24 protein-coding genes and 1 tRNA gene are annotated in these 22,671 nt (G+C 59.7%); 18 read left to right on the forward strand and 7 right to left on the reverse strand.

Annotated features, from left to right (window positions below; genetic code table 11):
- The first annotated feature begins 51 nt into the window (after nt 1-51).
- Entirely contained in the window at nt 52-801 is a 750-nt protein-coding gene (locus tag ASAC_RS02595; protein ID WP_048812748.1) for a helix-turn-helix domain-containing protein, read from the forward strand.
- Here the strand turns inward: ASAC_RS02595 and ASAC_RS02600 are convergent.
- Nucleotides 798-1,688 carry an MBL fold metallo-hydrolase gene (locus ASAC_RS02600; RefSeq protein ID WP_048812749.1) on the reverse strand — a complete coding sequence of 297 codons (891 nt, stop codon included), beginning with the start codon at nt 1,686-1,688 and terminating at the stop codon, nt 798-800. The genes ASAC_RS02595 and ASAC_RS02600 overlap by 4 nt on opposite strands.
- A gap of 130 nt (nt 1,689-1,818) precedes the next feature.
- On the opposite strand from ASAC_RS02600, the gene ASAC_RS02605 reads away from it, so the two are divergent.
- Together ASAC_RS02605 and ASAC_RS02610 are read left to right on the forward strand one after the other, a co-directional pair.
- Nucleotides 1,819-2,676, forward strand: a complete 858-nt coding sequence (locus ASAC_RS02605) for a DMT family transporter (RefSeq protein WP_048812750.1) — start codon at nt 1,819-1,821, stop codon at nt 2,674-2,676.
- A gap of 99 nt (nt 2,677-2,775) precedes the next feature.
- A complete protein-coding gene (locus tag ASAC_RS02610) occupies nt 2,776-3,048 on the forward strand; it encodes a stationary phase-response protein (protein ID WP_013266428.1) in 273 nt (90 codons plus the stop codon).
- On the opposite strand, the gene ASAC_RS02615 is transcribed toward ASAC_RS02610, so the two are convergent.
- The gene (locus ASAC_RS02615) at nt 3,045-3,635 is read right to left on the reverse strand and encodes a hypothetical protein (RefSeq protein ID WP_013266429.1); all 591 of its coding nucleotides are present in this window, start codon (nt 3,633-3,635) and stop codon (nt 3,045-3,047) included. The genes ASAC_RS02610 and ASAC_RS02615 overlap by 4 nt on opposite strands.
- 163 nt (nt 3,636-3,798) lie before the next feature.
- Here ASAC_RS02615 and ASAC_RS02620 point away from each other — a divergent pair, with 163 nt between their 5' ends.
- The 6 genes from ASAC_RS02620 (at nt 3,799) to ASAC_RS02645 (ending at nt 8,878) form a co-directional block, all read left to right on the forward strand.
- Nucleotides 3,799-5,478: a long-chain fatty acid--CoA ligase gene (locus tag ASAC_RS02620; RefSeq protein ID WP_013266430.1), complete on the forward strand. Its 1,680-nt coding sequence runs from the start codon at nt 3,799-3,801 to the stop codon at nt 5,476-5,478.
- A gap of 129 nt (nt 5,479-5,607) precedes the next feature.
- Entirely contained in the window at nt 5,608-6,963 is a 1,356-nt protein-coding gene (locus ASAC_RS02625; RefSeq protein ID WP_013266431.1) for an NAD(P)-dependent malic enzyme, read from the forward strand.
- Nucleotides 6,960-7,448: a GNAT family N-acetyltransferase gene (locus ASAC_RS02630; protein WP_420805103.1), complete on the forward strand. Its 489-nt coding sequence runs from the start codon at nt 6,960-6,962 to the stop codon at nt 7,446-7,448. The genes ASAC_RS02625 and ASAC_RS02630 overlap by 4 nt, the downstream gene beginning before the upstream one ends.
- A 2-nt stretch (nt 7,449-7,450) precedes the next feature.
- Nucleotides 7,451-7,939 carry a GNAT family N-acetyltransferase gene (locus ASAC_RS02635; protein WP_013266433.1) on the forward strand — a complete coding sequence of 163 codons (489 nt, stop codon included), beginning with the start codon at nt 7,451-7,453 and terminating at the stop codon, nt 7,937-7,939.
- Between the two features lie 95 nt (nt 7,940-8,034).
- On the forward strand, nt 8,035-8,439 hold the full coding sequence (locus tag ASAC_RS02640) for a metal-dependent transcriptional regulator (protein WP_238523624.1): 405 nt from the start codon (nt 8,035-8,037) through the stop codon (nt 8,437-8,439).
- A complete protein-coding gene (locus ASAC_RS02645) occupies nt 8,429-8,878 on the forward strand; it encodes a CopG family ribbon-helix-helix protein (RefSeq protein ID WP_148217113.1) in 450 nt (149 codons plus the stop codon). Before ASAC_RS02640 ends, ASAC_RS02645 begins: the two co-directional genes overlap by 11 nt.
- A 1-nt stretch (nt 8,879) precedes the next feature.
- On the opposite strand, the gene ASAC_RS02650 is transcribed toward ASAC_RS02645, so the two are convergent.
- Entirely contained in the window at nt 8,880-10,001 is a 1,122-nt protein-coding gene (locus ASAC_RS02650) for a tryptophan--tRNA ligase (RefSeq protein ID WP_013266436.1), read from the reverse strand.
- 112 nt (nt 10,002-10,113) lie between these two features.
- Here ASAC_RS02650 and ASAC_RS02655 point away from each other — a divergent pair, with 112 nt between their 5' ends.
- The gene (locus tag ASAC_RS02655) at nt 10,114-11,058 is read left to right on the forward strand and encodes a winged helix-turn-helix transcriptional regulator (protein WP_013266437.1); all 945 of its coding nucleotides are present in this window, start codon (nt 10,114-10,116) and stop codon (nt 11,056-11,058) included.
- Here ASAC_RS02655 and ASAC_RS02660 read toward each other — a convergent pair.
- Together ASAC_RS02660 and ASAC_RS02665 are read right to left on the reverse strand one after the other, a co-directional pair.
- The gene (locus tag ASAC_RS02660) at nt 11,048-12,394 is read right to left on the reverse strand and encodes a BUD32 family EKC/KEOPS complex subunit (protein WP_013266438.1); all 1,347 of its coding nucleotides are present in this window, start codon (nt 12,392-12,394) and stop codon (nt 11,048-11,050) included. The two genes, ASAC_RS02655 and ASAC_RS02660, sit on opposite strands and share 11 nt — an antisense overlap.
- Nucleotides 12,391-12,633 carry a DUF504 domain-containing protein gene (locus ASAC_RS02665; RefSeq protein WP_148217114.1) on the reverse strand — a complete coding sequence of 81 codons (243 nt, stop codon included), beginning with the start codon at nt 12,631-12,633 and terminating at the stop codon, nt 12,391-12,393. Before ASAC_RS02665 ends, ASAC_RS02660 begins: the two co-directional genes overlap by 4 nt.
- 77 nt (nt 12,634-12,710) lie before the next feature.
- On the opposite strand from ASAC_RS02665, the gene ASAC_RS02670 reads away from it, so the two are divergent.
- Both ASAC_RS02670 and ASAC_RS02675 read left to right on the forward strand, forming a co-directional pair.
- Nucleotides 12,711-13,199, forward strand: a complete 489-nt coding sequence (locus ASAC_RS02670) for an HIT domain-containing protein (RefSeq protein WP_013266440.1) — start codon at nt 12,711-12,713, stop codon at nt 13,197-13,199.
- 112 nt (nt 13,200-13,311) lie between these two features.
- Nucleotides 13,312-14,001 carry a PHP domain-containing protein gene (locus ASAC_RS02675; RefSeq protein ID WP_013266441.1) on the forward strand — a complete coding sequence of 230 codons (690 nt, stop codon included), beginning with the start codon at nt 13,312-13,314 and terminating at the stop codon, nt 13,999-14,001.
- Here the strand turns inward: ASAC_RS02675 and ASAC_RS02680 are convergent.
- The gene (locus ASAC_RS02680) at nt 13,995-15,518 is read right to left on the reverse strand and encodes a DUF2139 domain-containing protein (protein WP_202965461.1); all 1,524 of its coding nucleotides are present in this window, start codon (nt 15,516-15,518) and stop codon (nt 13,995-13,997) included. The genes ASAC_RS02675 and ASAC_RS02680 overlap by 7 nt on opposite strands.
- A 110-nt stretch (nt 15,519-15,628) precedes the next feature.
- On the opposite strand from ASAC_RS02680, the gene ASAC_RS02685 reads away from it, so the two are divergent.
- From ASAC_RS02685 to ASAC_RS02710, 6 genes are all read left to right on the forward strand, one after another.
- Nucleotides 15,629-16,321 carry a cyclase family protein gene (locus ASAC_RS02685; RefSeq protein WP_202965462.1) on the forward strand — a complete coding sequence of 231 codons (693 nt, stop codon included), beginning with the start codon at nt 15,629-15,631 and terminating at the stop codon, nt 16,319-16,321.
- Nucleotides 16,322-16,427: 106 nt separating this feature from the next.
- Entirely contained in the window at nt 16,428-17,867 is a 1,440-nt protein-coding gene (locus tag ASAC_RS02690) for a B12-binding domain-containing radical SAM protein (RefSeq protein WP_013266444.1), read from the forward strand.
- A complete protein-coding gene (locus tag ASAC_RS02695; protein WP_013266445.1) occupies nt 17,854-19,398 on the forward strand; it encodes a radical SAM/SPASM domain-containing protein in 1,545 nt (514 codons plus the stop codon). Before ASAC_RS02690 ends, ASAC_RS02695 begins: the two co-directional genes overlap by 14 nt.
- Before the next feature lie 82 nt (nt 19,399-19,480).
- A complete protein-coding gene (locus ASAC_RS02700; RefSeq protein ID WP_083774007.1) occupies nt 19,481-20,035 on the forward strand; it encodes a DUF4382 domain-containing protein in 555 nt (184 codons plus the stop codon).
- Nucleotides 20,036-20,301: 266 nt separating this feature from the next.
- Entirely contained in the window at nt 20,302-21,249 is a 948-nt protein-coding gene (locus ASAC_RS02705; RefSeq protein WP_048812961.1) for a beta-ribofuranosylaminobenzene 5'-phosphate synthase family protein, read from the forward strand.
- 4 nt (nt 21,250-21,253) lie between these two features.
- A complete protein-coding gene (locus ASAC_RS02710; protein WP_083774008.1) occupies nt 21,254-22,453 on the forward strand; it encodes a DUF1464 family protein in 1,200 nt (399 codons plus the stop codon).
- Between the two features lie 19 nt (nt 22,454-22,472).
- Here ASAC_RS02710 and ASAC_RS02715 read toward each other — a convergent pair.
- A tRNA-Ser gene (locus ASAC_RS02715) sits at nt 22,473-22,559 on the reverse strand.
- Nucleotides 22,560-22,671 lie beyond the last annotated feature (112 nt).

Here is a 22,671-nt window from a genome sequence, read left to right on the forward strand (position 1 = left end):
ATTTAAGCATTAAAAGATGCATAAGTTACTTACAACGCGCGGGAAGTAGGGTTGAGCAGTGACGTGAATGAACTTGAGACCACCATCAGGAGCCTGCTGGGAGTCAACAAGTATGAGGCGGCGGCCTACCTGGCCCTCCTGAAGCTTGGAAAGGCAAAGCCTCAGGACATAGCCAAGGAGTCCTCCGTCCCCTCCCAGAGGATTTACGACGTGCTCAGGAGCCTCGAGTCCATGGGCTTAGTGACGGAGTTTGACGGGGTCTATCAGCCCATTGAGCCGAGGCAGGCCATAAATGCCATAGCTGAGAGCGAGATAATGAAGAGCCTTGAGAAGGCCAACAGGCTGAGGGAGCTCGGGGACATGCTCTCGAGAACCTACGGGGCCAGCATTAAGGAGGGGGCCAGGGTGAGCCTGGTGAGGGGACTGAACAACGTCTTCGGCGCAGCCATGTCCTATGGCAGCTCCTGCAGCTCAAGGCCCATATTTATGGCGTTCAAGGTTTTTGACAGGCTTGCCGAGCTGCTCCCAGAGCTGAGGAAGCTCGTGGCCTCCTTGCCGTCAGGAGCGCTTGTAATAGTGCCCAAGGGATCGCTTGAAAGGTACGGACAGTTGGCCGACGAGTTCAAGAGGCTCGGCATAGAGTTCGTGGAGTCGGAGGCAGCTTTTATAGACCTCATGGTCTCGTGTAACGCCGTCATAATAGGGCTTCCCCACGGCAACGACGCCGTTGCAGTGGTGGTAGTTGATAAGGACTTCTCAGAGGCCATGTACAGGAGGCTCAGCGAGTTCATCTCACATTAGGCGGGCAGGGGCTCCCCTCTCTTCACCGCGTCCACGAGGCCGTCAATGGTGTTCTCAAGGAACCCCTTTATCATGAACTCCTCGCCGTCCGAGAGCAGCGACCTCACGTGATCATCGTTCTTGGCCAGCAGGTCCTCCAGGACGCCGTAGCTGTGATCGCTGGACCCCTTGATGAGCTTGAGCCAGAGGGTCACCTGGGACTTCGCCCTCTCAAGCCATGCCATGGCGTCCCCATGAATCCCGAAGTGGGTTGGCGCTATACTCCTTGGTTTCAGTGACGCCATCTTATCTATGCTTTCGACGTACATCATCGGCTTGAAGGGCGGCGGCGTGGTGGGCAACATTACCTCGTGCCCCTTCACTGTAAATATGACGCCTGCCGAGTCCCCGGTGAAGATTATGCCGTCAGGCTCCAGCAGTAAGCTCATGTGGTGACTGGCGTGTCCCGGGGTGTATATAACCCTTACCCTCGAGCTGCCAAGCTCCAGGACCTTCCCGTCCTCGGCTGGGAAGACCCTCTCAGGGCTCGCTGCGAGGGGCTTACCGTAGGTGCGCGGCAGTATTGGGGCCACCTTGAAGGAGGCGTCGTAAAGCTTTGAGGGGTCCACTATGTGGGGCACACCCCTGGGGTGCGAGAAGACTATAGCTGAGGGGAAGTCCTTCAGCAGGTGGGCGGCCGACCCCGCGTGGTCGAGGTGTACGTGCGTCACTACTATTAGGTCAGGCTTTACGCCGAGGGCCTCAAGGCCAGACCTGAGCTTGTCGTAGGCGCTCTCAGGGCCCGGGTCCACCACGGCCACCTTCTCATCTACTATCACGAAGGATGAGATGTAGCCCCTGAGCTCCCCCGGGCTAACGTCGATAACTTTCACTTCCGTCAGTTCCAATCACCTCAGTTTTGGACGAAGCGCTGGGTTAAAGCTGTGAGTAAGGTGCCAGAATCATAATAACAGGCTATATGTATTGGTCAGCTGGCGCGTTTTATCCCTTGCACCCCAGGGGTCCCCTGGAAGGACTTTGCGCGTAGCCGACTACGCCCTAATGGCAGTGATGGCTGTCAGCTTCTCGTCAGCTGCCATTCTAGTCGTGCTTAGCGGCGCGCCGGGGCCCGTGGCAGCCACTTGGAGGCTAATAATATCATCGGCCATTGTAGCGATCTTGGCGTGGGCCAGGGGCTCCATAAGTTCCCTGCTGAAGCTCTCCAGGAGGGACTTGATGATAGCCTTAGCTGGGGGCCTCTTCCTTGCAATGCACTTCGACCTGTGGATGACGAGCCTGCGCTACATAAGCGTGGCCGTCAGCGTGACCCTAGTGGACTCCTACCCAGCAGTCCTTATAGTGGTTGGGCTTGCCTTCTTCAAGGAGAAGTACAGGCCCCTCGAGGTTCTGGGCTCGGCAATAGCCATGGTGGGCGTCGCCCTCCTGTCGCTCTCGGACCCCGGGGACAGTTTTGCGATTGGCGTGCTGCTGAGCCTGGGAGGCATGGCTGCAATGGTCCTCTACCTCAGCGTCGGGAAGTCGATGAGAACGAGGCTTGACACCTTCAGCTACGTCACAGCAATATATGCGCCGGCCGCAGCCTTCAGCGCCGCGGCGTCGCTGGCCCTGGGCTACAACCTGCTTTACTATAGCGTTAAAACGTGGCTGTGCTTTCTGGGCCTGGCCCTTGTCCCAATGATGGGCGGCCACACGGTGATGAACTACCTTATAGGTAGGAGGAACTTCATAGCGTCCACCATAGCAATGATGGCTGAGCCCGTGGGCTCCGCGGTCCTGGCTTACCTAATACTTGGTCAAAGCATACTTTTCATACAGTATGTATATATGGCAGTCACTCTTGCAGGCATAGGGCTTGCCGTGGTGCCTCAGGGTTAATACGCCGCAGAGTTCCGTACTTAGTGGGCAGGGCGGAGATTCCATAAACTCCTTATAACTTTTAAGAACACAGCTAACAGAGAAGCGGGGTGAGCCAGCGTGTCAGCCGCACAGGTAAGTACTGAGGAGAAGATTAGGCTTGCCATGACCATTCTGACCACAATAGTAAACGACGCGGGTGTTCCAAGAAACATAAGGAGGGCCGCCGCCACGGCGCTGACCTACCTAAGGGATACCAAGCTGTCGCCTGCCGTGAGGGCAGCCAACGCGGTGGGGGCCCTTGACGAGATAAGTCAGGACCCCAACATGCCCCTCCACGCTAGGACTAAGATATGGCAGGTTCTCACCACACTGGAGACCATAAGGGATTAACATCCGAGTCCTGAGAGGCCCAGCATGATGTCCATGAGGCGTGGCTCCTCAAGGCCTTCCTCCAACGCCCACTTTTTGTCTTCGCTTATTTGTTTGTTGAGACCCACTATAACCCTGGGCCCCCTTCTCCAGAGCGATGAGATTTCCTTAGCACCCTTGAGCCCCGGCACTATCAGCGGGAGCCTCGCGTTAACAATGAGGGACGAGGCCTCAACTGAGGCAGGCGACGTGAACCCCCTGACCAGGTAGATAAACGTTGGCTTCGCTGATGCCACCAGCCTGGCGATCCACGCTACAGCCTCCTCTAGGTCAAGCACATCAACGAGGGCCCAGCCCCTGACTGGGGCCCTAAGGGACTCGACGTCCCCGTCAGCCAGCGTGGCCTCCCCTATTACCCTTAGGTCACCTGGCCTCCTCACCTTGGCTGTGGCCTCCCCGGCATCCTTAAGGAGGCCCAGCGGGTCAGTTATGGACGGCCTTCCAGAGGCGACGCTGAGGGTCACCATGGGCCAGTCCTCCACTAGGGCCACGCAGGCGGCCCTGCCGCCAGGGCGCCAGAGGAGGTCGTAGGGTCCCTCGCTGAGCACCAGGGCGTAACCGCTGTCCCTGAGGACTTCCCTAGCTGACGCCGTCTTAGGTCCTATTTAAAGGGGCCCAAGGTGGCTTATTTAAGTAGTTTTTACGAATAATCCTCTTATATTTTCCTTATCGTAAACTTCCTTCAGAAGGAAAAGAGAGGTGTACACACCTGTGTCCCTACCTGAGGAGGTCCCAGACAGGCCAGGCTCGGAGCTGACTATAACAAGGATATACGAGAGGGCCAAGTACCTGTTCCCTGACCAGGAGATAGTCTACAGGACGAGGAGGGGGGTCTTCAGGTACACTTACTCGGACTTTGCTGACCGCGTTGAGAGGCTGGCGTCGGCCCTGTCGTCGCTGGGCGTCAAGGGGCTCGACAGGGTCGCCACGATGGACTGGAACACGCACTGGCACCTTGAGGAGTACTACGCGGTTCCAATGATGGGCGCCGTGCTTCACCCGGTCAACGTAAGGCTTGCGCCCCAGGAGATAGTCTATACGATGAACCAGGCCGAGGACTCTGTCCTGATTGTTAACGCTGACTTCCTCCAGCTGGCGGAGGCGGTGGTGCCGAACGTCAAGAGCATAAAGCACGTGATAGTTGTTGACGCGGACTCCGTGCCCAGCAAGGTAGGAGGGGTTCAGGCCTACCACTACGAGGACCTACTTAAGGAGCGCGGCGGCAGGTTCGAGTTCCAAGCCCTCAACGAGAGGAGGCCGGCATTCATGTTCTACACCAGCGGCACCACGGGCCTCCCCAAGGGGGTGTACCACAGCCACAGGCAGGTGGTTCTGCACGCCTTCTCAATACTGTCATCAGTCGCTGGGTTCGGGGCAGGTCCCAAGGGAATACAGATAACCAGCAGGGACGTGAGCATGATAGTTGTGCCCATGTACCACGTGTATGCCTGGGGCTTCCCGTTCTCATCAATAATGTCAGGGCAGAAGACCGTGCTCCCAGGGAGGTTTGACTCAAAGGCCTACCTTGAACTCATAAAGCAGGAGAAGGTCACCTACTTCGCTGGCGTGCCGACCATCCTCTACATGCTTCTGACCGATCCGGAGAGCGAGAAGTACGACCTGAGCGGGGTCATATTCATAAACGGCGGCTCGGCGCTGCCCGAGGGGCTGGCCCTTATGGCTGAGAGGAGGGGCATGAAGGTCTTCGTGGGCTATGGCCTCACGGAGACGGCCCCCGTGCTTACGCTGGCGCTCCCGCCCTCAAGGCTTCAGGATAAGCTGAGCGACAGGGAGCTCTTCTACATAAAGTTAAGGACTGGCTACCCAATATTCTTCGTGGACATAGCGGTCGTCGACCAGGACGGGAAGCCTGTGCCGAAGGACGGCAAGACTCTTGGAGAGGTGGTCGTCAGGGCTCCATGGGTCACCTACGAGTACTACAAGGACCCTGAGAAGACGGAGGCCGCGTGGAGGGGAGGCTGGTTCCACACAGGCGACCTGGCGGTGTGGTACCCCGACGGCAGCATACTGATCATGGACAGGGAGAAGGACGTGATAAAGAGCGGGGGCGAGTGGATAAGCAGCCTAAGGCTTGAGGACGCAATAAGCCAGCACCCGGGCATTCTGATGGTCACAGTTATAGGCGCCAAGCACCCCAAGTGGGGCGAGAGGCCTGTCGCCCTGGTGGTTCCAAGGAGGGGCTGGGAGGGCAAGCTTACCACAGAGGAAATAAACAGGTTCCTCACGGAGAACTTCGTTAACAGGGGAGCTATACCAAAGTGGTGGCTTCCCGACAAGGTAATAGAGGTCCAGAGCCTGCCCCTGACAAGCACTGGTAAAGCCGACAAGAAGGTGCTCCGCGCCCAGTACAGCGACGTTTTAGCAAAGTAAATGGCGAGTCCTCGGAAGTTAGGCCAGAAGGGAGCGAAGTCGTGACTACATTTCAAGATCTTCCTTATGTATGAATAGGAGGCCCTTTAATATTTCTGAGCGCAGGTGGATACCTGCAGGTGTGCGCTCTTGGCAGAGGAGGAAGAGGGCACAGAGGAGTGGTATAAGCTGAGCACGGAGCTCCACAGGTTCTACGGCGGCAAGATAGAGGTTCTGCCGAAGGTGCCAGTAAGGAGGCTGAAGGACTTTGCCATATGGTACACCCCAGGCGTCGCCCAGCCCAGCAGGCTCATAAGCTCGGACCCAGACCTCTCCTTCGAGCTCACCTCCAGGTGGAACACTATAGCCGTCGTGAGCGACGGCACCAGGGTTCTGGGCCTCGGCAAGGTCGGCCCCGAGGCCGCCTACCCGGTGATGGAGGGCAAGGCGCTGCTCTTCAAGTACCTGGGGGGCGTCGACGCCGTGCCCATAGTGCACAGGGCCAGGGACGCGGCCAAGTTCGTGGAGCTCCTTCAGCTCATAGAGCCCTCCTTCGGCGGCATAAACCTTGAGGACATAGAGAAGCCCAAGTGCTTCACCATACTGGACGAGGCCAGGTCGAAGCTCCAGATACCGGTGTGGCACGACGACCAGCAGGGGACAGCGACTGCCGTGCTCGCAGGCCTCATCAACGCGCTTAAGGTTGTTGGCAAGAAGCTCCAGGACGTCAGGATAGTGCTCTTTGGGGCTGGGGCAAGCAACGTGGCCTTCTACAGGCTGCTGAAGGCCCTGGGGCATAATATGCACAACGTGGTCGCGGTTACTACAAAGGGTGTCCTCCACCCTGAGATGAAGGACATAGACAAGCTCATGCTCACAGATCCATACCAGTACCAGATAGCCATAGAGACCGGCGGAGGAGGGCTCCCACCTAATTCGCCTATCGAGAAGGCCTTCGATGGGGCGGACGTCGTAATAGCCGCCTCAGTGCCGGGCCCTGGAGTCATAAGGCCCGAGTGGGTCTCGAGGATGAACAGGGACGCCGTGGTGTTCGCCCTGGCGAACCCGGTGCCCGAGATATGGCCATCGGAGGCCAGGAGGGCCGGGGCCAGGGTGGTGGCCACGGGAAGGAGCGACTTCCCTAACCAGGTCAACAACAGCCTCGTCTTCCCGGCGGTCTTCAGGGGGGTGCTGGACGTGAGGGCGAGGACAATAACCGACACCATGGCCATAGCGGCCGCGGTGGAGCTCGCTAAGTTCGCCGAGGAGAGGGGGGGCGTGGGGGAGGAAAGGATACTGCCCACCATGGAGGAGTGGGAGGTCTACCCGAGGGTCGCCGCGGCAGTTGCGGTTAAGGCTGTGGAGGAGGGGGTCGCCAGGAGGACTACCACTTACAGGGAGGAGCTGGAGAGGGCGACCGAGATAATAGGGACCGTGAGGCAGAAGATCCAGCTGCTCTGGGGCAACGGCATTATACCTAAGCCCCCTGTTGACTATCAGGGGTGAGCTGCTTGTACGCGGAGACAGGCATAAACATAAGGAGGGCGATCAAGGAGGACGTGAAGCAGCTCTCGGAGCTCATCTACAGGTTCTACTCGTTCAACGCTGAGTTTGACCCCAGCTGGGCGGCAGTAAATAACCTCAGGGAGCTAGCTAATGATCGTGCCAACAAGCTTGTTGAGGACCAGGAGTCGCTTGTCCTGGTGGCCGTCCAAGGACTCGAGGTCATAGGGTACCTCGTGGCCTACGTTGAGGAGAACGACCTACTGATAAATGGTAGGCAGCTGGTGATCAAGGAGCTCTACGTTAAGCCGGAGCAGAGGAGGCAGGGCGTGGCGACCCTCCTGGTGAATAGGGCCAGGGACGAGGCCAGGAAGCAGGGGGCGTCGCTAGTGACGGTTGAGTTCCCAGCTGGAAATAAAATAGCTGAGGACCTCTACGCTAAGATGGGGTTCAGGCCGTACCTGGTCAGGTACGTGAAGGAGGTGTGAGCATGTCGATAGAGAACATAGTGATAAGGAACATGACAGAGGCCGACATAGATCAGGTAGCCGAGCTCGTGGTAAGGCTAAAGGGGCTCAACGAGGAGCTGGACCCGCACTTCAAGGTGGTTCCCAACATATATGACGTGGTCAAGGAGTACCTTGCAAGGTCGCTTAAGGATGAGAACACGGTGGTGCTTGTCGCTGAGGACACGTCGAACAAGGTGATAGCGGGGATCATAAGGTTTGTCATAGAGGACAGGCTCTTCTACGAGCCAAGGCTTAAGGCCCAGATAACGGACTTTTACATCAGGCCTCAGTACAGGAGGAAGAGTCTTGGCAAGATGCTGATAGACAAGACGTTCGAGGAGGCACGGAAGAGGGGGGCAGGGATAGTGACGGCTATTTACCCAGCAGGCAACTCAATAGCCGACAGCTTCTACACGAGGCTCGGATTCACGGAACTCAACAAGGAGCTTTACAAGCCTTGCAGCATTTGAGCTGTATTACTGACGCCTACCTGATGGCCTGCGTCCCTCAAGGGCTACCTACTAACTCTTTTTACCCTTCTGGCAAGCTAAAGCTAAGGGTGCTTGTGACGTACACCGGCAGCAGGCCCATATCACCCAGCCTGCAGGAGTACCTGACGGCCATTTACAAGCGCGGGGGCCTCAACTCGTGGGTTCGCACTACGGACGTCGCTGCAGACCTGGGGATGACCCCTGCCAGCGTCACCGAGGCATTCAGGAAGCTCGCGGCCCTCGGCTACATTGACTACATACCGTACAGGGGGGTGAAGCTGACGGAAAGCGGGGCCTCGGTGGCAGAGCCCATAGTGAGGAGGGAGATGCAGATAAGGTCCGCCCTGATTACCATGGGCATAAGTGAGGCGGAGTCCGAGAGGCTGGCGTGCATGCTTGAGCACGCTATGAGCGACGAGGCCGTCGAGAAGCTTAGCGACTTTGTGAAGAGGTGCTCAGGTGGCGGCCATGGGCAATAAGGTGAGGTTTGGGGTAAGCCTTCCTGATGACCTGAGCAGGGAGCTGGACCTCTTGGCAGCCAAGGTTAACGTGAGCAGGAGCGAGCTCGTGGAGCAGGCGCTCAGGAACATGCTGAGCGACTACATACATTACTTGGTTCCACACGACTGCGATGGAGTTATGGTTGCGCTGTGCCCTGAGAGCAGGGGAAGCGAAGACATAATAGAGCAGTACTCGGACATAGCTGAGACCTACATACACGCGCACAGGAACGGCAAGTGCTTTGAGGTCCTGATGCTCTCAGGGCCCTCCCAAAGGATATCAGAGCTCCACGGCAAGCTGCTCGCGGCGGGGTGCGGGGTCAGGTTCCTCCCGAGCCTCTCCCTGGAGTCCTACTTCTCAATGCCGGAGAGCGCGGCCCAACCGACGAGGAAAGGGGAGGAAAGGGTGACCCTCTAAGTTAATACTTTGGCAGCTCCACGAGGGACTGCGCCTTGTCCCTGTAGGCCTCAAGGGAGCGCTGGTGGGCCTCAAGGAACTTGGCCAGCTTCTCGGCGCCCATTGCCTTGCACTGGCCGCAGAGCAGGGCCCCTCCCCTGCACCTGGACTCTATTGAGGAGAGCTCTGAGTCGTCAGGGACAAGGTAGTAGAGGTACTGGTCAAAGACGGGGCACTTGTCGGGCTCCCCGCCAAGCCTCCTCTGCTCCTCGGCCGTGTTGCGTCCCCCTGTGAGGGACACCTTGAACTTCCTCACGGCCTCCCCTATGGGCTCGGTCAGGAAAATCGTGGCCTCAGGCCTGCTCTTGCTCATCTTACCGCCGTCGAGGCCCCTTATCAGCTTGTGGTAGGTCGCCGCCGGCGGCGTGAGCTCTATCTCGCCCTTCATCCTGGTAGCTATGTCCCTGGAGAGCCTTATGTGGGGGTCCTGGTCGGCGCCCACTGGAACTACGACGTACTTGTAGCCGCCGTACTCCTTCAGCATTGGGTGAAGTATGTCCGCCGCCTGGGTGAGGGCGCTCATCACCTTGGCTGGGCTCAGGTCGCCGTATATGGCCTCCATCTCATTAAAGGTCACCTTAGCGCTGAAGAGCTGGATAAGCTCGTGGTAGGGCCCCTCCCTGCCTGTCTGGAAGTAGAACTCGGTCCTCTGCGGGTCAAGGCCCAGGGCGAGGAGGTTAGGTATGAACTCCTCCAGGGCGCTCTTAATGGCCTCCTCCCTGCTCACCCTCCTCACGGCGTAGGCCTCGGCGTCAGCCATGCAGACGAACACCCTGAAGCCGAGCCTCTGGTAGAACACGAGCTGAAGGCCCGTGAGCATGTGGCCGAAGTGGAACTGCCCGCTCGGCATGAAGCCCGTCACCACCGCCACTGGCTCGCCCGAGGCCCAGGCGTTGAGCACGACGTCCATGTCCCTGTGTCCGAATATTATCCCCCTCCTCATGAAGGCGCTGGGCTCCACCCCCATTGACTTAAGCTTCTCAAGTATCTCGGAGAAGGGCCTTATGCCGAAGACCTCGTACAGCCTCCTGTAGTCCTTTATGTCAGGCCTTCCCCAGGGGTCTATCCTCTCCTCGCTGCTCATGAGTTCTCCTTCCTCCCACGCCTCAGCTGAAGTATTAAGCCTAAGCCGCGTTATATTAAGAGGTTATTAAGTTATTTAAGAGTTGAAGAACAGCTGTGCTTTAGGGAGTGCCTTGCTGGACCAGGTGGACACTGACGTCATGAGGGCGATAGCCGACTACGGACCGCTGACGCTCTCGGAGCTCTCAAGGACGTTGGGCTGGAGCAAGAGCATGGTGCTCAAGAGGGTCAGGAAGCTCGAGTCCCTCGGGCTGATAAGGGTCAGGGACGAGGGAGGGGTGATAATAATAAGCCCCGGGGGCTCGAGGGCCAAGGCGCCCGCTGTAATAGGCATAGTGAGGGCGAGCGAGTACCCGTACATAATGAGGCTCGTCAAGAAGCTCTCGGAGAGGTACGGCTCGGTCACAGTAAAAGTCTATGATGACGCGCTTCAGGAGGCCATGGATTTGGCGGCGGGCAGGATACAGCTAGCCATGGCTCCTGCCATAACTCTGGTAACCCTCAACAGGCTCACGGCCGGCTCCGTTCACATAGTTGGCGGGGGGAGCCAGGGAGGGGCAGGGATAGTCACGGGCAGGGGGGAGCTCGGCCACGCCACGTCAAGGATGTCCTCTATGGAGCTCTGCGCCGAGGTCAGCAGGCTTGAGCCCCCAAGGGTTTACGCTAATAGCGGCGACAGCATACTTGACATGGCGCTCAGGGGACAGGTGAGGGAGGCCGTCATCTGGGAGCCCTACCTATCCATTGCCGAGAGGAGGGGACTTAAGGTGGAGCAGTGCGACCTCGAGACCTGCTGCCTCCTGGGGGCCAACAGCTCGCTTGAGGGCGAGTACGACAGGATAGCCAAGGCTATGGAGGAGGCAGTCTCTGAGGTGAGGGAGGCCGACCTACAGGCCTACGCTAACCTGGTCAGGATGCCATACGAGCTCGTCAGCGAGTCCGTCAGGAGCTACAGCTTCCTTGAGAGGCCCGACAGGGAGGTGCTCAGGAGGCTGCTGCCCTACATGAGGTCCGTGGCCCTCCCGAGCTCGGCCGTCAGCGAGGCCGTCAGGGCTTAATGGACTCGACGGCTGACCTCAGCTCAAAGAAGAGCAACGGCAGGCTGGCCAGGAACGGCGCCAGCCTTGCGCTGAAGAGCTGTCCCCTCACCTTCTTCCACAGGGACGGCTCAAGGCTGCTGGCGTAGCTCCTGAGGGACTCCTTGACCAGGTCCAGGGGGGCGCCGAAGAACCTTGAGTAGTAGAAGAACACCGCCAGGTCCCAGGCCCCCCTCTGGGGCGTGAACTTGCCGGCCTGCTCGACGTCTATGAGCCATGCCCCATCCCTGCCAATTACCACGTTGCTCGGATTCGGGTCGCCGAGCGCGTAGCCAGACCTATGGACTGTGGCGAGCACCCTGCCGGCCTCCTGCCAGTGGGCCGGGTCCCTGCTTCTCAGCACGTCGCTGCCGTCCACATAGTCCCTTACCATGGAGGCCTCCATGGGGTTTATGCAGAGGGCCAGCACCCTGGGCGTCCTGACGTACTGCCTGAGCTCCAGTAGCCTGCGGTACTCGTTTGAGGCCCTGCCAGAGGGCGTCTGGATGAAGGGGTACGCCGTTATTGACACGACCCCGGCGAAGAGCCACTTAAAGGTGCCATAGCCGTAGTCCTTAATGACAGCCCTTGAGTTGCCGTCCTCGCAGAGGAGCGAGGAGTAGAGCAGCGATGACCTCCTGCACGTGGCCCTCTCCATCTCCAGCTCAACCGGGTGAGAGGTCCACCTGCACGAGCTGAAGAGAATGCCCTCGGGGATCACCACGGTCCTGTAGGGGTCCTCGAGGAGGACGTTGGGAGGGCACTCAGAGGACCTCATGAAGAAGGACATGTAGGCGCCGGCCACGCTTATGCCCGCGGCCACGCTCTTTACAATGCCAGATATCAGCGAGGCCACTGAGCCCTTGACCTTGGACTCGCTGAGCTTAACGTAGCCCTCGGGCGTCAGGTCACCCACGAGCTTAGCGTAGTCGCTGTAGATCTCTCCCAGCAGGTCAACGTTGCGGGTGGACTCGTTGAATATGCACGAGTACAGCCACGAGAGCTTCGACATCCTGGCTATCGGGAAGAAGTAGGGAGGCACCTTGGCCAGGCCAGCCAGGGGCCCGAGCCTGGTTATGGCCTCCGAGGCCTCCTCCACCACTACCCTTGTCCTGTAGGACTTAACTATGCTGGCAAGGTCGCTGCTGTAGTCCACCGCTGGAAGGAGCAGGGAGGCCAGGGACTCGCCCATCACTCCCAGGCTAGCGTCAAGCCTGAGCAGCTCTGCCCCGACGGTCACCTCCCTGCCGTTTACCTTGGGTGTCGCGAGGCCCTCGACAACCCTTATAGCGTATGATGGACCCTTTACGTAGCTCAAGACTTTAGTCCTCTCCTCCAGGCCTCCCCGTTAGGCCCCCTCACCTCGACTACCCTGTGCAGCGGTATAACTGTGTCGCCGTCGTCAAGCGTGAGGGCCCACTCGCTCACTGCGGCTATCCTCGAGGCGTTGAGCTCCGCCAGCCTCTGGCCAGCCTGGGGGTCCCTGTCAACGTAGACTATTACGTAATCCTGAGGCCTGCCGCTCATCAGGGCCCTGTTTATAACCTGCCTTATCACGCTTCTCCTCTTGGTCAAAGCTACCCGTGCCAAAGGAGTTTATTCCGCGTTAATAAGGCTCAGGTGGGTGTAAGCCTGTGCCTGAGGACGACGCGTTCTGTAAGATAGCCAGGGGCGAGTCCAAGGCATACGTTGTCTACAGCGACGACAAAGTTATGGTCATACTGGACAGGTCCCCCATATGTAGGGGCCACATGCTGGTGATCTCAAAGGACCACTTCACCGCGGTCGAGGACGTGAGGCCTGACGTGGTGTCAAGGGCCTTCCTCGTGGCGGCGGCCATAGTGAAGTACCTCAAGAGGGAGCTCAAGGCGCCTGGTGTTAACATTGTCACTAACAGCGGCAGCCAGGCCGGGCAGGTGGTGTTCCACTTCCACGTGCACATAATACCCAGGTGGGCCGACTGCCCCCCGCCCATATTCAGCGACGAGGGGGCCAACATAACAAGGGTGGCCCAGAGGCACAGGCTGACGGAGGCGGAGGCCGCCGAGGTCCTTAACATGATGAGCGGCGTCATTAACTACATAGAGGAGTACGTCAGGGAGGAGCAGAATCCCGGCAGGTGAAGGTCAGCACTCAAGACCCTCCTCATCGCGGGCGCTCAGCAATGCCGAGCTCATCACACTTACACGTCTGAACCTAACGATTATTAATTCAGATGGAGTCCCCTCAGCGCTGGTGGGCTTTTTGGCCTGCAGGGCTGAGCTTCACTCCCACAGCAGGGCCAGCGACGGCAAGCCGACGCCTGAGGAGGTCGTAATAAGGGCCGCCCAGCTGGGGCTGAGCGCCGTAGCGCTCTCGGACCACAACACGTTCAGGGGCTCGGCCCTCGCCCAGGCCTCGGCCAAGGAGCTGGACCTCGACATAACGATTATACCTGCCAACGAGGTGAGGACTTCAAGGGGCGACGTCCTGGTCCTCTGCCCCTCGCTGCCTGACGAGGACCCGCCCAAGGGGATAGAGCCGCCTGAGCTGAGGAAGTGGAGCCTCGAGAGGGGGTGCATAATGATAGCCGCCCACCCGTTCCAGCCCGGCAGGAAGGGGGTCGGCAGGTACCTGTTCTCTCATTACACGGAGTTCGACGCCGTGGAGGTGTGGAACGCCAGGGGGCTGCCCCCTCTTAACTGGCTCGCGGAGAGGTTTGCCAGGTCAAAGGGCCTCCCCATGACAAGCGGCAGCGACGCCCACGTGATATCTGAGCTTGGGGAAGCGCCCACTGTAGTCTTCGCGGAGGGCTGCACGGCCGAGCAGATAATAGAGGCCATAAAGAAGGGCATGTGCAGGCCCACGAAGGGCAGGATGGGCTTCAAGGCCCTGAGGGAGGCCGTTGAGTGGAGCGTGGGCAGGAGGCTTGGAAGGGCCTACTGAAGGTCAATGACTATCCTCGCCCTGGGGTCTGGGTCCTCGAGCCTGAACGAAAGTATTGAGCTGCCGAAGCCGCTGAGGTCCATGACGTTCTTGCCTCCAGTTATGTCATAGGTCTCCTCGTAGGCGTCCTGGGCGGGCAGCGAGAAGTCGTACTCATACACGTGAAGCCTGTTGCTCCTTCCAGCCCTTATGACAAGCCTTGGCCTGCTGTAGCCTGTTAAGGGTATGCCGCCGAAGACCTTGTCCTTCACTAGCGCCCCTGGCACTGAGAACCTGACGGGCGGCCCCCTCTCCAGGACCTCCGATATGGGCTCTATTATGAACCCCCTGTAGCCTATGTCCAGGGGCAGGGCGTTGTACCTGGAGGTGTTGGACATGGTGTTGGCCCCTATGACGAGTCTGTCCCCCACCGACTCAAAGCTTGTTATCCTGGCGCCATAGGCGCCCACTATCCTTGCCACGGGCGGGGTTATGTAGAGGAGCACGCTGGGGCCCACTATTGTGTTTGTAGCCCTTGCAACCATCTCCTCAAACTGGTTGGTGGGCCTCACGAGGGACTCAGAGTAGGCGTTGAACGCGACCATGACACCTCCCCCTATTGGCTTGGCGACCGTCCTCCTTGAGAAGTAGCCCGACTCGCCGAAGTCAAACAGCCTCACGAACCTGACGGGCTCCGTCCCCTCGTCAATGGGGTTGCCCACGAAGGCCCCTCCCTTGACGAAGAGGAAGAACCTGCCGTAGGCTGAGGCCGCCGGGCCCGTCTGGGGCCAGCTTACAGGTGCGCCGTCAACTGAGCGCCTGCTTATGTCGCCAAGGCTCGTGTACGTTACCTTACCGTTGGTGAGGTTAACGCACTGTATCCCGGTGACAGCCTTAGTGAACAGCACGCCATGTATGTCCTTTATCTGACGCTCAAGTATGTCAAAGCAGGCATACTCATAGACAAGCGCCCCCTTGAGGGCGGGCCTCTCTGAGAGCTTCCTTGGCTCGCCCGTCCTGCGGTCAATGCCGTAAACTCCCAGGTTTATAGTCCCGTCCCCCCTGGCTACGAGCAGCTCGTCCTGGACTGGGTTGTAGATGATCTCGGAGACCTCGCCGGCCCACTCGTCCTTCCTGGCAGCCCCCTCCTTCCACAGCAGCGAGACCCTCCTGTCCTCGACGTCATAGAAGTGGACGTGGCTGTACTTGTTGACGAAGGATATGGTGCCCCTCAGTGACGCCTCAGAGCCCTCGTAAACCGCGGGGGCGTGGACCCAGCCGCCGAAGTATATGTTGTCGTCAACGGCATCAACGGCGTTATAGGTGTCTCCCCCCGAGGTCGGCAGGGGGCCTACCTGCTCAAACCTGTACCTCTCCACGCCGCTGTCGGTGACGAAGTTGGCTATGGCGTCAAACGCCAGGGTGTAGTAGAGCACCCCCCTGTAGTACTTCAGCCCAAATATGCCTCCGCTGCCCCACTCGGGGGCGTAGCTTGGCGGGTGGTCGTGCAGCATTCCGAGTATTTCATTTGTACCCACGGCGCTGCCCCAGGGAGCCTGTGCGCCCAGGGTAAAAACGGGTCTCAGGCACAACGCGGGTCTACTCAGCGTCTTTATAGTCCTGCCGTGACATAGCCCTGGTGAGCGCGTTGAGTCGCGGCTTCTCCGGGAGGGTGATAGACCTCACGTGTGAGGTCTACAACGGAATGCCGACATATCCGGGGGACCCGCCCTTCAGGCACGAGTTCGTTCTCATGGGCTCCAGGGAGGGCGAGGTCACCCTGTCGCGCCTTGAGGCGGGCTCCCACTCCGGAACCCACGTGGACGCCCCGCTGCACTTCATACCTGGCGGCCTCAGCGTGGACAGGATACCGCCTGAGAGGCTCGTGCTGCCCGTTGACTTTGTTGACCTCAGCTACAAGAGGCCTAAGGAGGCCATAACGTCAAGGGACCTCGAGGGCAAGGTGCACGCGGGGAGGGCTGCCGCGCTCTACACTGGCTTCTCAGGACTGAGGGGGTCTGAGGACTACCTCCACGCCTGGCCCTACCTTAGCAGGGACGCGGCTGACTACCTCGCAGGCGTGGGGGTTGGGGCGGTCGTGACAGAGGCTATGAGCGTCTCCGGCTGGGCTGGGGCTAAGGGATACCCATGGCCCCCGCTAGTGAGCGAGGAGGACGCAGCCTACGTTCACGTCAGGCTGCTGTCCTCGGGAGTGATTATAGTGGAGGGCGCATGCAACCTGGGCGAGCTTGCGGGCTGCAGGGACCCGCTGCTGGTGATAGCGCCGCTTAAGGTTCGCGGGGCCGAGGGGGCCATGGCGAGGGTCCTTGCCATATGCTAGCGTCAAGCGACCCTGATCTACAGCCTATCATAGGGGCAAGCCCTAGGTCATCTACAGCTTAGCGTATAGCTATTAGATCTATATATCAATAATAGGGAGATAAACAGTGAAGGTGCTCTTGGCCCTCCCCCCGGACATCCATAACCTGGAGATCTACAAGGTCACGGGGATGAGGGCCCCTCCCCTCGGCCTTGCATACATAGCCTCAGTCCTTGAGCAGGCCGGCCACAAGGTGAAGATAGTTGACAGCCCCACGAGGAAGCTCAACTTGAAGTCGTGGATGGCCGAGGTCAAGGCCTTTAGCCCAGACATAGTTGGGATCTCGATGCAGACCCCCCTTGCCCCCAAGGGTTACATGGCTGCCAAGGCGCTTAGGCAGGAGATGCCAGATGTAATCTTAGTTGCAGGGGGGACGCACCCAACCTACATGTATGACGAGGCGCTCGACGCCGGGTTTGACTTTGTCGTGAGGGGGGAGGGTGAGTTCACGATGCTTGAGCTCACGAGCACCCTTGAGTCCAAGGGGAAGGACTACGAGGCCCTGAGGTCGGTGAAGGGCATAGCCTTCAGGGAGGGAAGCAAGACCGTAGTGACTCCCGACAGGCCGTTCATAGAGGACCTTGACAAGCTTCCCTGGCCCGACAGGGACCTGCTGGACATGGATAAATACACGCTCTTCAACAAGCCCATCAGGATAGCCCACGTCATGGCCAGCAGGGGGTGTCCGTACGGGTGCATGTACTGTATAACAAGCTACTACTGGGGGAGGAGGTACAGGTACAGGTCCGCCAAGAACGTGGTTGACGAGATAGAGTACCTGGTGAACAGGTACAGGGCCAGGGAGATAGTCTTCACTGATGACGAGTTCACCGCCAACTGGAGGTTCGTGAGGGAGTTCATCGCTGAGCTGAAGTCAAGGGGGCTCGACGTAAAGTTCTCGTGCGGCAGCAGGGTGGACCACGTGAACAAGGACATAATGAAGCTGCTCTATGATAACGGTTGCAACGCGCTGTACTTCGGCGTTGAGTCGGCCAGCCAGGAGACCCTGAACAGGATAGGCAAGAAGATAACCATAGAGCAGGCCAGGAGGGTCTTTGAGTGGAAGAGGGAGCTCAAGGGGTTCGCAACGGGCTCCTTCATACTTGGCTTCCCCTGGGAGACCGTTGACGACATGAAGAGGACCGCCCAGCTCGCCGTGGAGCTGAGCCCGGACTACGCCCAGTTCACGGCGTTGACCCCGTATCCGGGCACCCCGCTCTGGGACTTCGCGGTGAAGCACAACCTGATAGTGGACACCAACTGGGAGCACTACACTACCGTGAGGCCTGTCATGAGGGGCTTCCACTTCACTGCCGAGCAGTTGGGCAGGGCGCTTATCTACGCTTACAGGAAGTTCTACCTGAGGCTGGGCTTCATATCGCAGGAGCTCAGGGCCGGCCGCCTGGGCGATCTCATGTCAGTGCTCGCGAGGGAGACCCTCTCGGCCTTCGGTGACGCGGTCGGCCGCATATTTGAGCCCCTGAGGTGGGGTGGTGAAGGTGAGTGAGGGCTTCTCCCCAGCAGGGCCGGACCCTGATGACGGCAGGAGGGGCAACATAGGTCACCTGCTGGCCGGCGTCAGGCTGGTGTTCAACAACCCTGTGACCAGGGCGTCGCTTAGGCTGGCGTCAAGGACCGTGAGGGTCAAGTACGGCGACGGCACGGTGAAGGAGGCGCCCCTTATCTACCACGCCCTCAGCAGGTTCGTTGGGGAGCAGATAGTAGAGTGCCCCCTCTACGCCAGGTTCCTCATACCAATAATAGACAAGACCATAGAGTTTGGCATCAGGATGCTTCACGGCGACGTCGAGGACGCGAGGAAGTCTATAAGCGACCCCGCCATAAGGAGGGGCGTCGCCCTCGTAATGAAGGGGCTGGGCCTCTACGGAGTCACCGTGCCCCAGAAGATGCCCGCGCCATTCCTAATAGTGTGGAACTTCACAAACATGTGCAACCTCAGGTGCATACACTGCTACCAGAGGGCGGGGGCCCCGACACCTGACGAGCTGACGCTTGAGGAGAAGCTCAGGGTGGTTGACGAGCTCGACAGGGCCGGCGTGGCCTCGATAGCCCTCAGCGGAGGGGAGCCCACGATACACCCGCACTTCCACGCGGTGCTTAAGGCCATAGCGTCGAGGGGCATACACGCGGCGGTGGCCACCAACGGCTGGGTCTTCGCTAACATAAACGAGCTTGAGAAGGCCAAGGAGGAGGGACTGAAGTATGTCGAGGTCTCGATAGACAGCGCCAGCCCGGAGAAGCACGACAAGTTCAGGGGCGTGCCCGGCTCCTGGGAGAGGGCGGTGAAGGCCCTTGAGAACGCGGTGAAGCTTGGCATGGACCACGGCATGGCTGTGACCATAACTAAGATGAACATAGATGAAGTGAAGGAGCTCCTGGACCTGGCCGAGGACATAGGGGTGAAGAGGGTGATATTCTTCAACTTTGTGCCCACCGGAAGGGGCCTCGAGAACGTCTGGCTGGACCTCGACCCCGTGGAGAGGGAGAAGTTCCTCAGGAGCATATACCAGGAGATGAAGAGGAGGCCAGGGCTTCAGATAGTGAGCACGGCGCCCCAGTACGGCCGCGTCGCACTGCAGGTCAGCGGAGGCCAGGAGGTGGCCCCAACGCACTTCGCCGTCAGCGGTGACCCGATAGTTAGGGCCGTCGCTGAGTTCGTCGGCGGCTGCGGCGCCGGAAGGATATATGCGGCCATACAGCCCAACGGGGACGTCTCCCCCTGCGTCTTCCTCCCGGTGGTGGTAGGGAACCTCAGGAAGCAGAGCTTCTGGGACATCTGGACCAAGACCCCGCTCTTCAACGACCTCAGGGACAGGGACAAGCTGAAGGGGTACTGCAGGGTCTGCCCCTACAGGAACATATGCGGCGGCTGCAGGGCCAGGGCCTACGGCTACTACGGCGACCCCCTGGCCCCTGACCCAGGGTGCATCTATAACTTCAAGGAGTGGCAGCAGCTGGCGTCGAAGGCGCCAAGGGTGAGGGTAGTCAACGCTAAAGAGACCTCAGGGCGGGAGTGAGGGCGTGCCGGCCCTTCCCTAGGCCTCCCGCGCCCTCTCCCGGCCCAGCCCTTTTCAGCTTTGGCCTTACACAGGGGCTGGGGTGACTCGAGTGAGGGCCTCGGCAATAGCGGCCATAGTGATAGTGATTATAGCCGTGGCTGCGGGAGGCGCGTACCTGGCCGTTTCAAGGTCTCAGGGCTCTGTCTACGTCTACATAAGCGACCCCGGCAGGGGAGGTAACGTTACTACTACAGGAATATACCTCACGGTGACGTCAATCATGGTGCACTCGGCCAGCACGGGCAAGTGGCTTACAATAACTAACAGGACCATAACCGTGCTGCTCTCCAGCGTGCCCCAGGCGGTGGCCCAGGCCAACCTGCCGCCAGGCGTCTACAACGAGGTTAGGCTCTACGTGAGCTCCGTCACTGTGCAGCTCGGCTCCGTAAACGTCTCAGCGAAGCTCCCGAGCAACGCGCTCAAGATACCGATAGTTAACGGGGGCCTCAACGTGACCGCCGGCAGGAGGGCGTACCTGGTCATATCAATGGGCCCGCACGTGACGCAGGCGGCCGGAGGCTACATAGTGAGCCCTGTGGCCGTCGCCTACGCCTACTACGCGCCGCCGAACACCACGACTAACACCACCGCCTAGCCGCGCCCCTAATTATCCTGCCCGTTTGTCCCTGCGCTTTCACTTCAGTCGTTTTTTATGTTAACTCGCGATCAAGCGAGGGACTTGACCCTCGTCCGACCGCCGAGCTTAACGGCAGGCGGGTCATGGAACTGCAGTTTACCGCCTTTCGCCTTATCGCTTCACTGCCAGCGGGCGCGTCTAGCGACTACCCTGCCCCCTCGCAGCGGGCTCGCAACTCACTTTTACCTTGATGGCCAGCACTGCAGGGGATCCCCTTGAGGTACGTGAGGGTGTTCGCACCGAGCCACCTGCACGCCGGCAACCTTGACCTGTGCGGCGACATGGGCAGGCTCTACGGCACCGTGGGCTTTACCCTGGAGGGACCAGGAATCGTCGTTAGGGTCGAGGAGTCCGACATCCTCGAGTCAAACGACCAGCACGCGCTCCAGGCCCTCAGGACGCTTAGGGAGAGGTTTAACCTGAGGGGGGCCAGGGTGACGGTAGAGAGGAGCTACCCCCCTTACTCAGGCCTGGGCTACGTCACGGGCCTTTACTTCGCTGTGGCGGAGGGGGTGTCAAGGCTCTACGGCCTCGGCCTGAGGCTAGAGGACGTGGCGCTTGCGGTCAGGAGGGGGCTCGTGACCGCCCTAGGCCTCTACGCGGCCAAGGTGGGGGGCTTCATAGTTGAGGGGGGCTTCAGGAAGGACATGGCTGAGAGGGAGGTGCCTCCCCTGATCTTCAGGGGCGACATACCCGCCCACTGGCTCTTCATAGTGGCCCTCCCCTACGGTCCCCTCCCGCGGATACAGAGGTTCAGGGCCAGCTCAGAGGACAAGGCGCTCTCGGAGGTCAGGGAGGACTGCGGCCTGGCCTCCAGGCTCTCGAGGCTGGTCCTAATGAAGATGCTCCCGGGCTTCGTCGAGGGCGACATCAAGGAGTTCGGGGAGTCGCTGACGGAGTTCAACAGGTTGCTGGGGCTCGCCTGGTCAAGTTACCAGGGGGGCACGTACTGCTGCCCCCTCGTTGAGAAGGGCATTGAGATCATGCTGAAGCACGCCTATGGCGTCGCTCAGTCATCCTGGGGACCCACGTTCTACGGCCTAACTGACGACGAGCGGGAGGCCGAGAGGGCCGCCTCAGAGATCGAGGAACTCCTTAAAGCTAACGGAGGGGGTGAGGTGCTCATAACCAGGGGCAGGAACAGGGGTATCGAGGTGGTGGACTACGGTTAGGGCGCTGGGGACGGACTCGGGCACGAAGAGCTACGACATCTTTGGCTTCGACGATGAAACTAACGAGGTCATAGCTGACGAGTCAATACCCAGGGACTACATGGTCAGGGACCCGGGGGCCGTGCTCAGGAGGCTTAAGGAGATAGTGAGGGAGAAGGGCGTTGACGCCGTGGTCGCCTCAAGCGGCTACGGGATACCGCTAAAGCTGGCCAGGGAGGCCAGTGACGAGGAGATAGCGCTTGCCACCTTCATATCGGCCGAGGACGCCGCCAAGGGTCACAGGATACTTGGCCTGAGGAGGCTCCTGAAGATGATAAAGGAGGAACCGGAGCTCAGGGATATCACCTACTTCACCCCGGGCGTGGTCCAGCTGCCCACGGTGCCTGCCTACAGGAAGCTGAACAGGGTTGACATGGGGACTTCTGACAAGGTCTACAGCGCAGCGCTGGCCATAGCCAGGCACGCCGAGGCCTTCAACTTAAGCTATAACGACGTTAACCTAATAGTAGTTGAGGTGGGCTTTGCGTACACCTCGGCCATGGCGGTCAGCTCAGGCCAGCTGGTAGACGGCGTCGCCGGCACGGCGGGCTTCCCGGGCTACCTGGGCTCCGGCTGCGTTGACGGCGAGGTGGCCTATGCCATCTCTAACGTGTCCAGGATCACGAAGGAGATGCTCTTCGCGGGGGGAGCGGCCTACCTGGGCCAGGGGAACCCCTTCACGAGGCCAGTGGAGGACTTCGTTTCCTCTGGGGGCGACGGCTACAGGGCGCTTATAGAGTCAGCCGCCAAGGACGTCATGTCGCTCCTGGTGTCGACGAGGCCACAGGCCGTCTACGTCAGCGGCAGGTTCTCGAGGATCGAGGGATTCGTTGATGACCTGGGCAGGGCAATAAACGGGGGCCTCCAGGGCCTTTGGACGGGGCTCAGGGTTGTCAAGCTCAAGGCGAGCGGCAGGGTGGCTAAGGAGGCTGCGGAGGGCGCGGCGGTCATAGCCAACGGCCTTGCGGGCGGCAGGTACAGGAAGCTGGTGGATGTCATGAGGCTGAGGGAGAGCTCGGGCTCAATATTTGACTATGTGACTATGTTTGACAGGGAGGAGCTGAGGAGAGCTTACTCAAGGCTCCTGGGCGTCGACCCCGAGCCAAGGGCGATGCCAGAAGGATATCAACAAAGCTATGGATCAGGCAAGGGGACACAGCAATGATGGCCGTCACAGAAGTGAGTGGCGCCGCGGGCGGGATTTGAACCCGCGCGGGGTTTCCCCCACCGGCTTAGCAGGCCGGCGCCCTGGCCAGCTAGGCGACCGCGGCACCTGTTAAGGAGGAAAGGCAAGGTGCTTATAACCTTTAACTCCGCCAGGCCCAGCTCCTGCATGCAGGGGGAGGGCCTCAGTGATGTATTACCTCCGGCACTAAGGGTACC

The organism is Acidilobus saccharovorans 345-15, from assembly GCF_000144915.1.
Lineage (GTDB): Archaea > Thermoproteota > Thermoprotei_A > Sulfolobales > Acidilobaceae > Acidilobus > Acidilobus saccharovorans.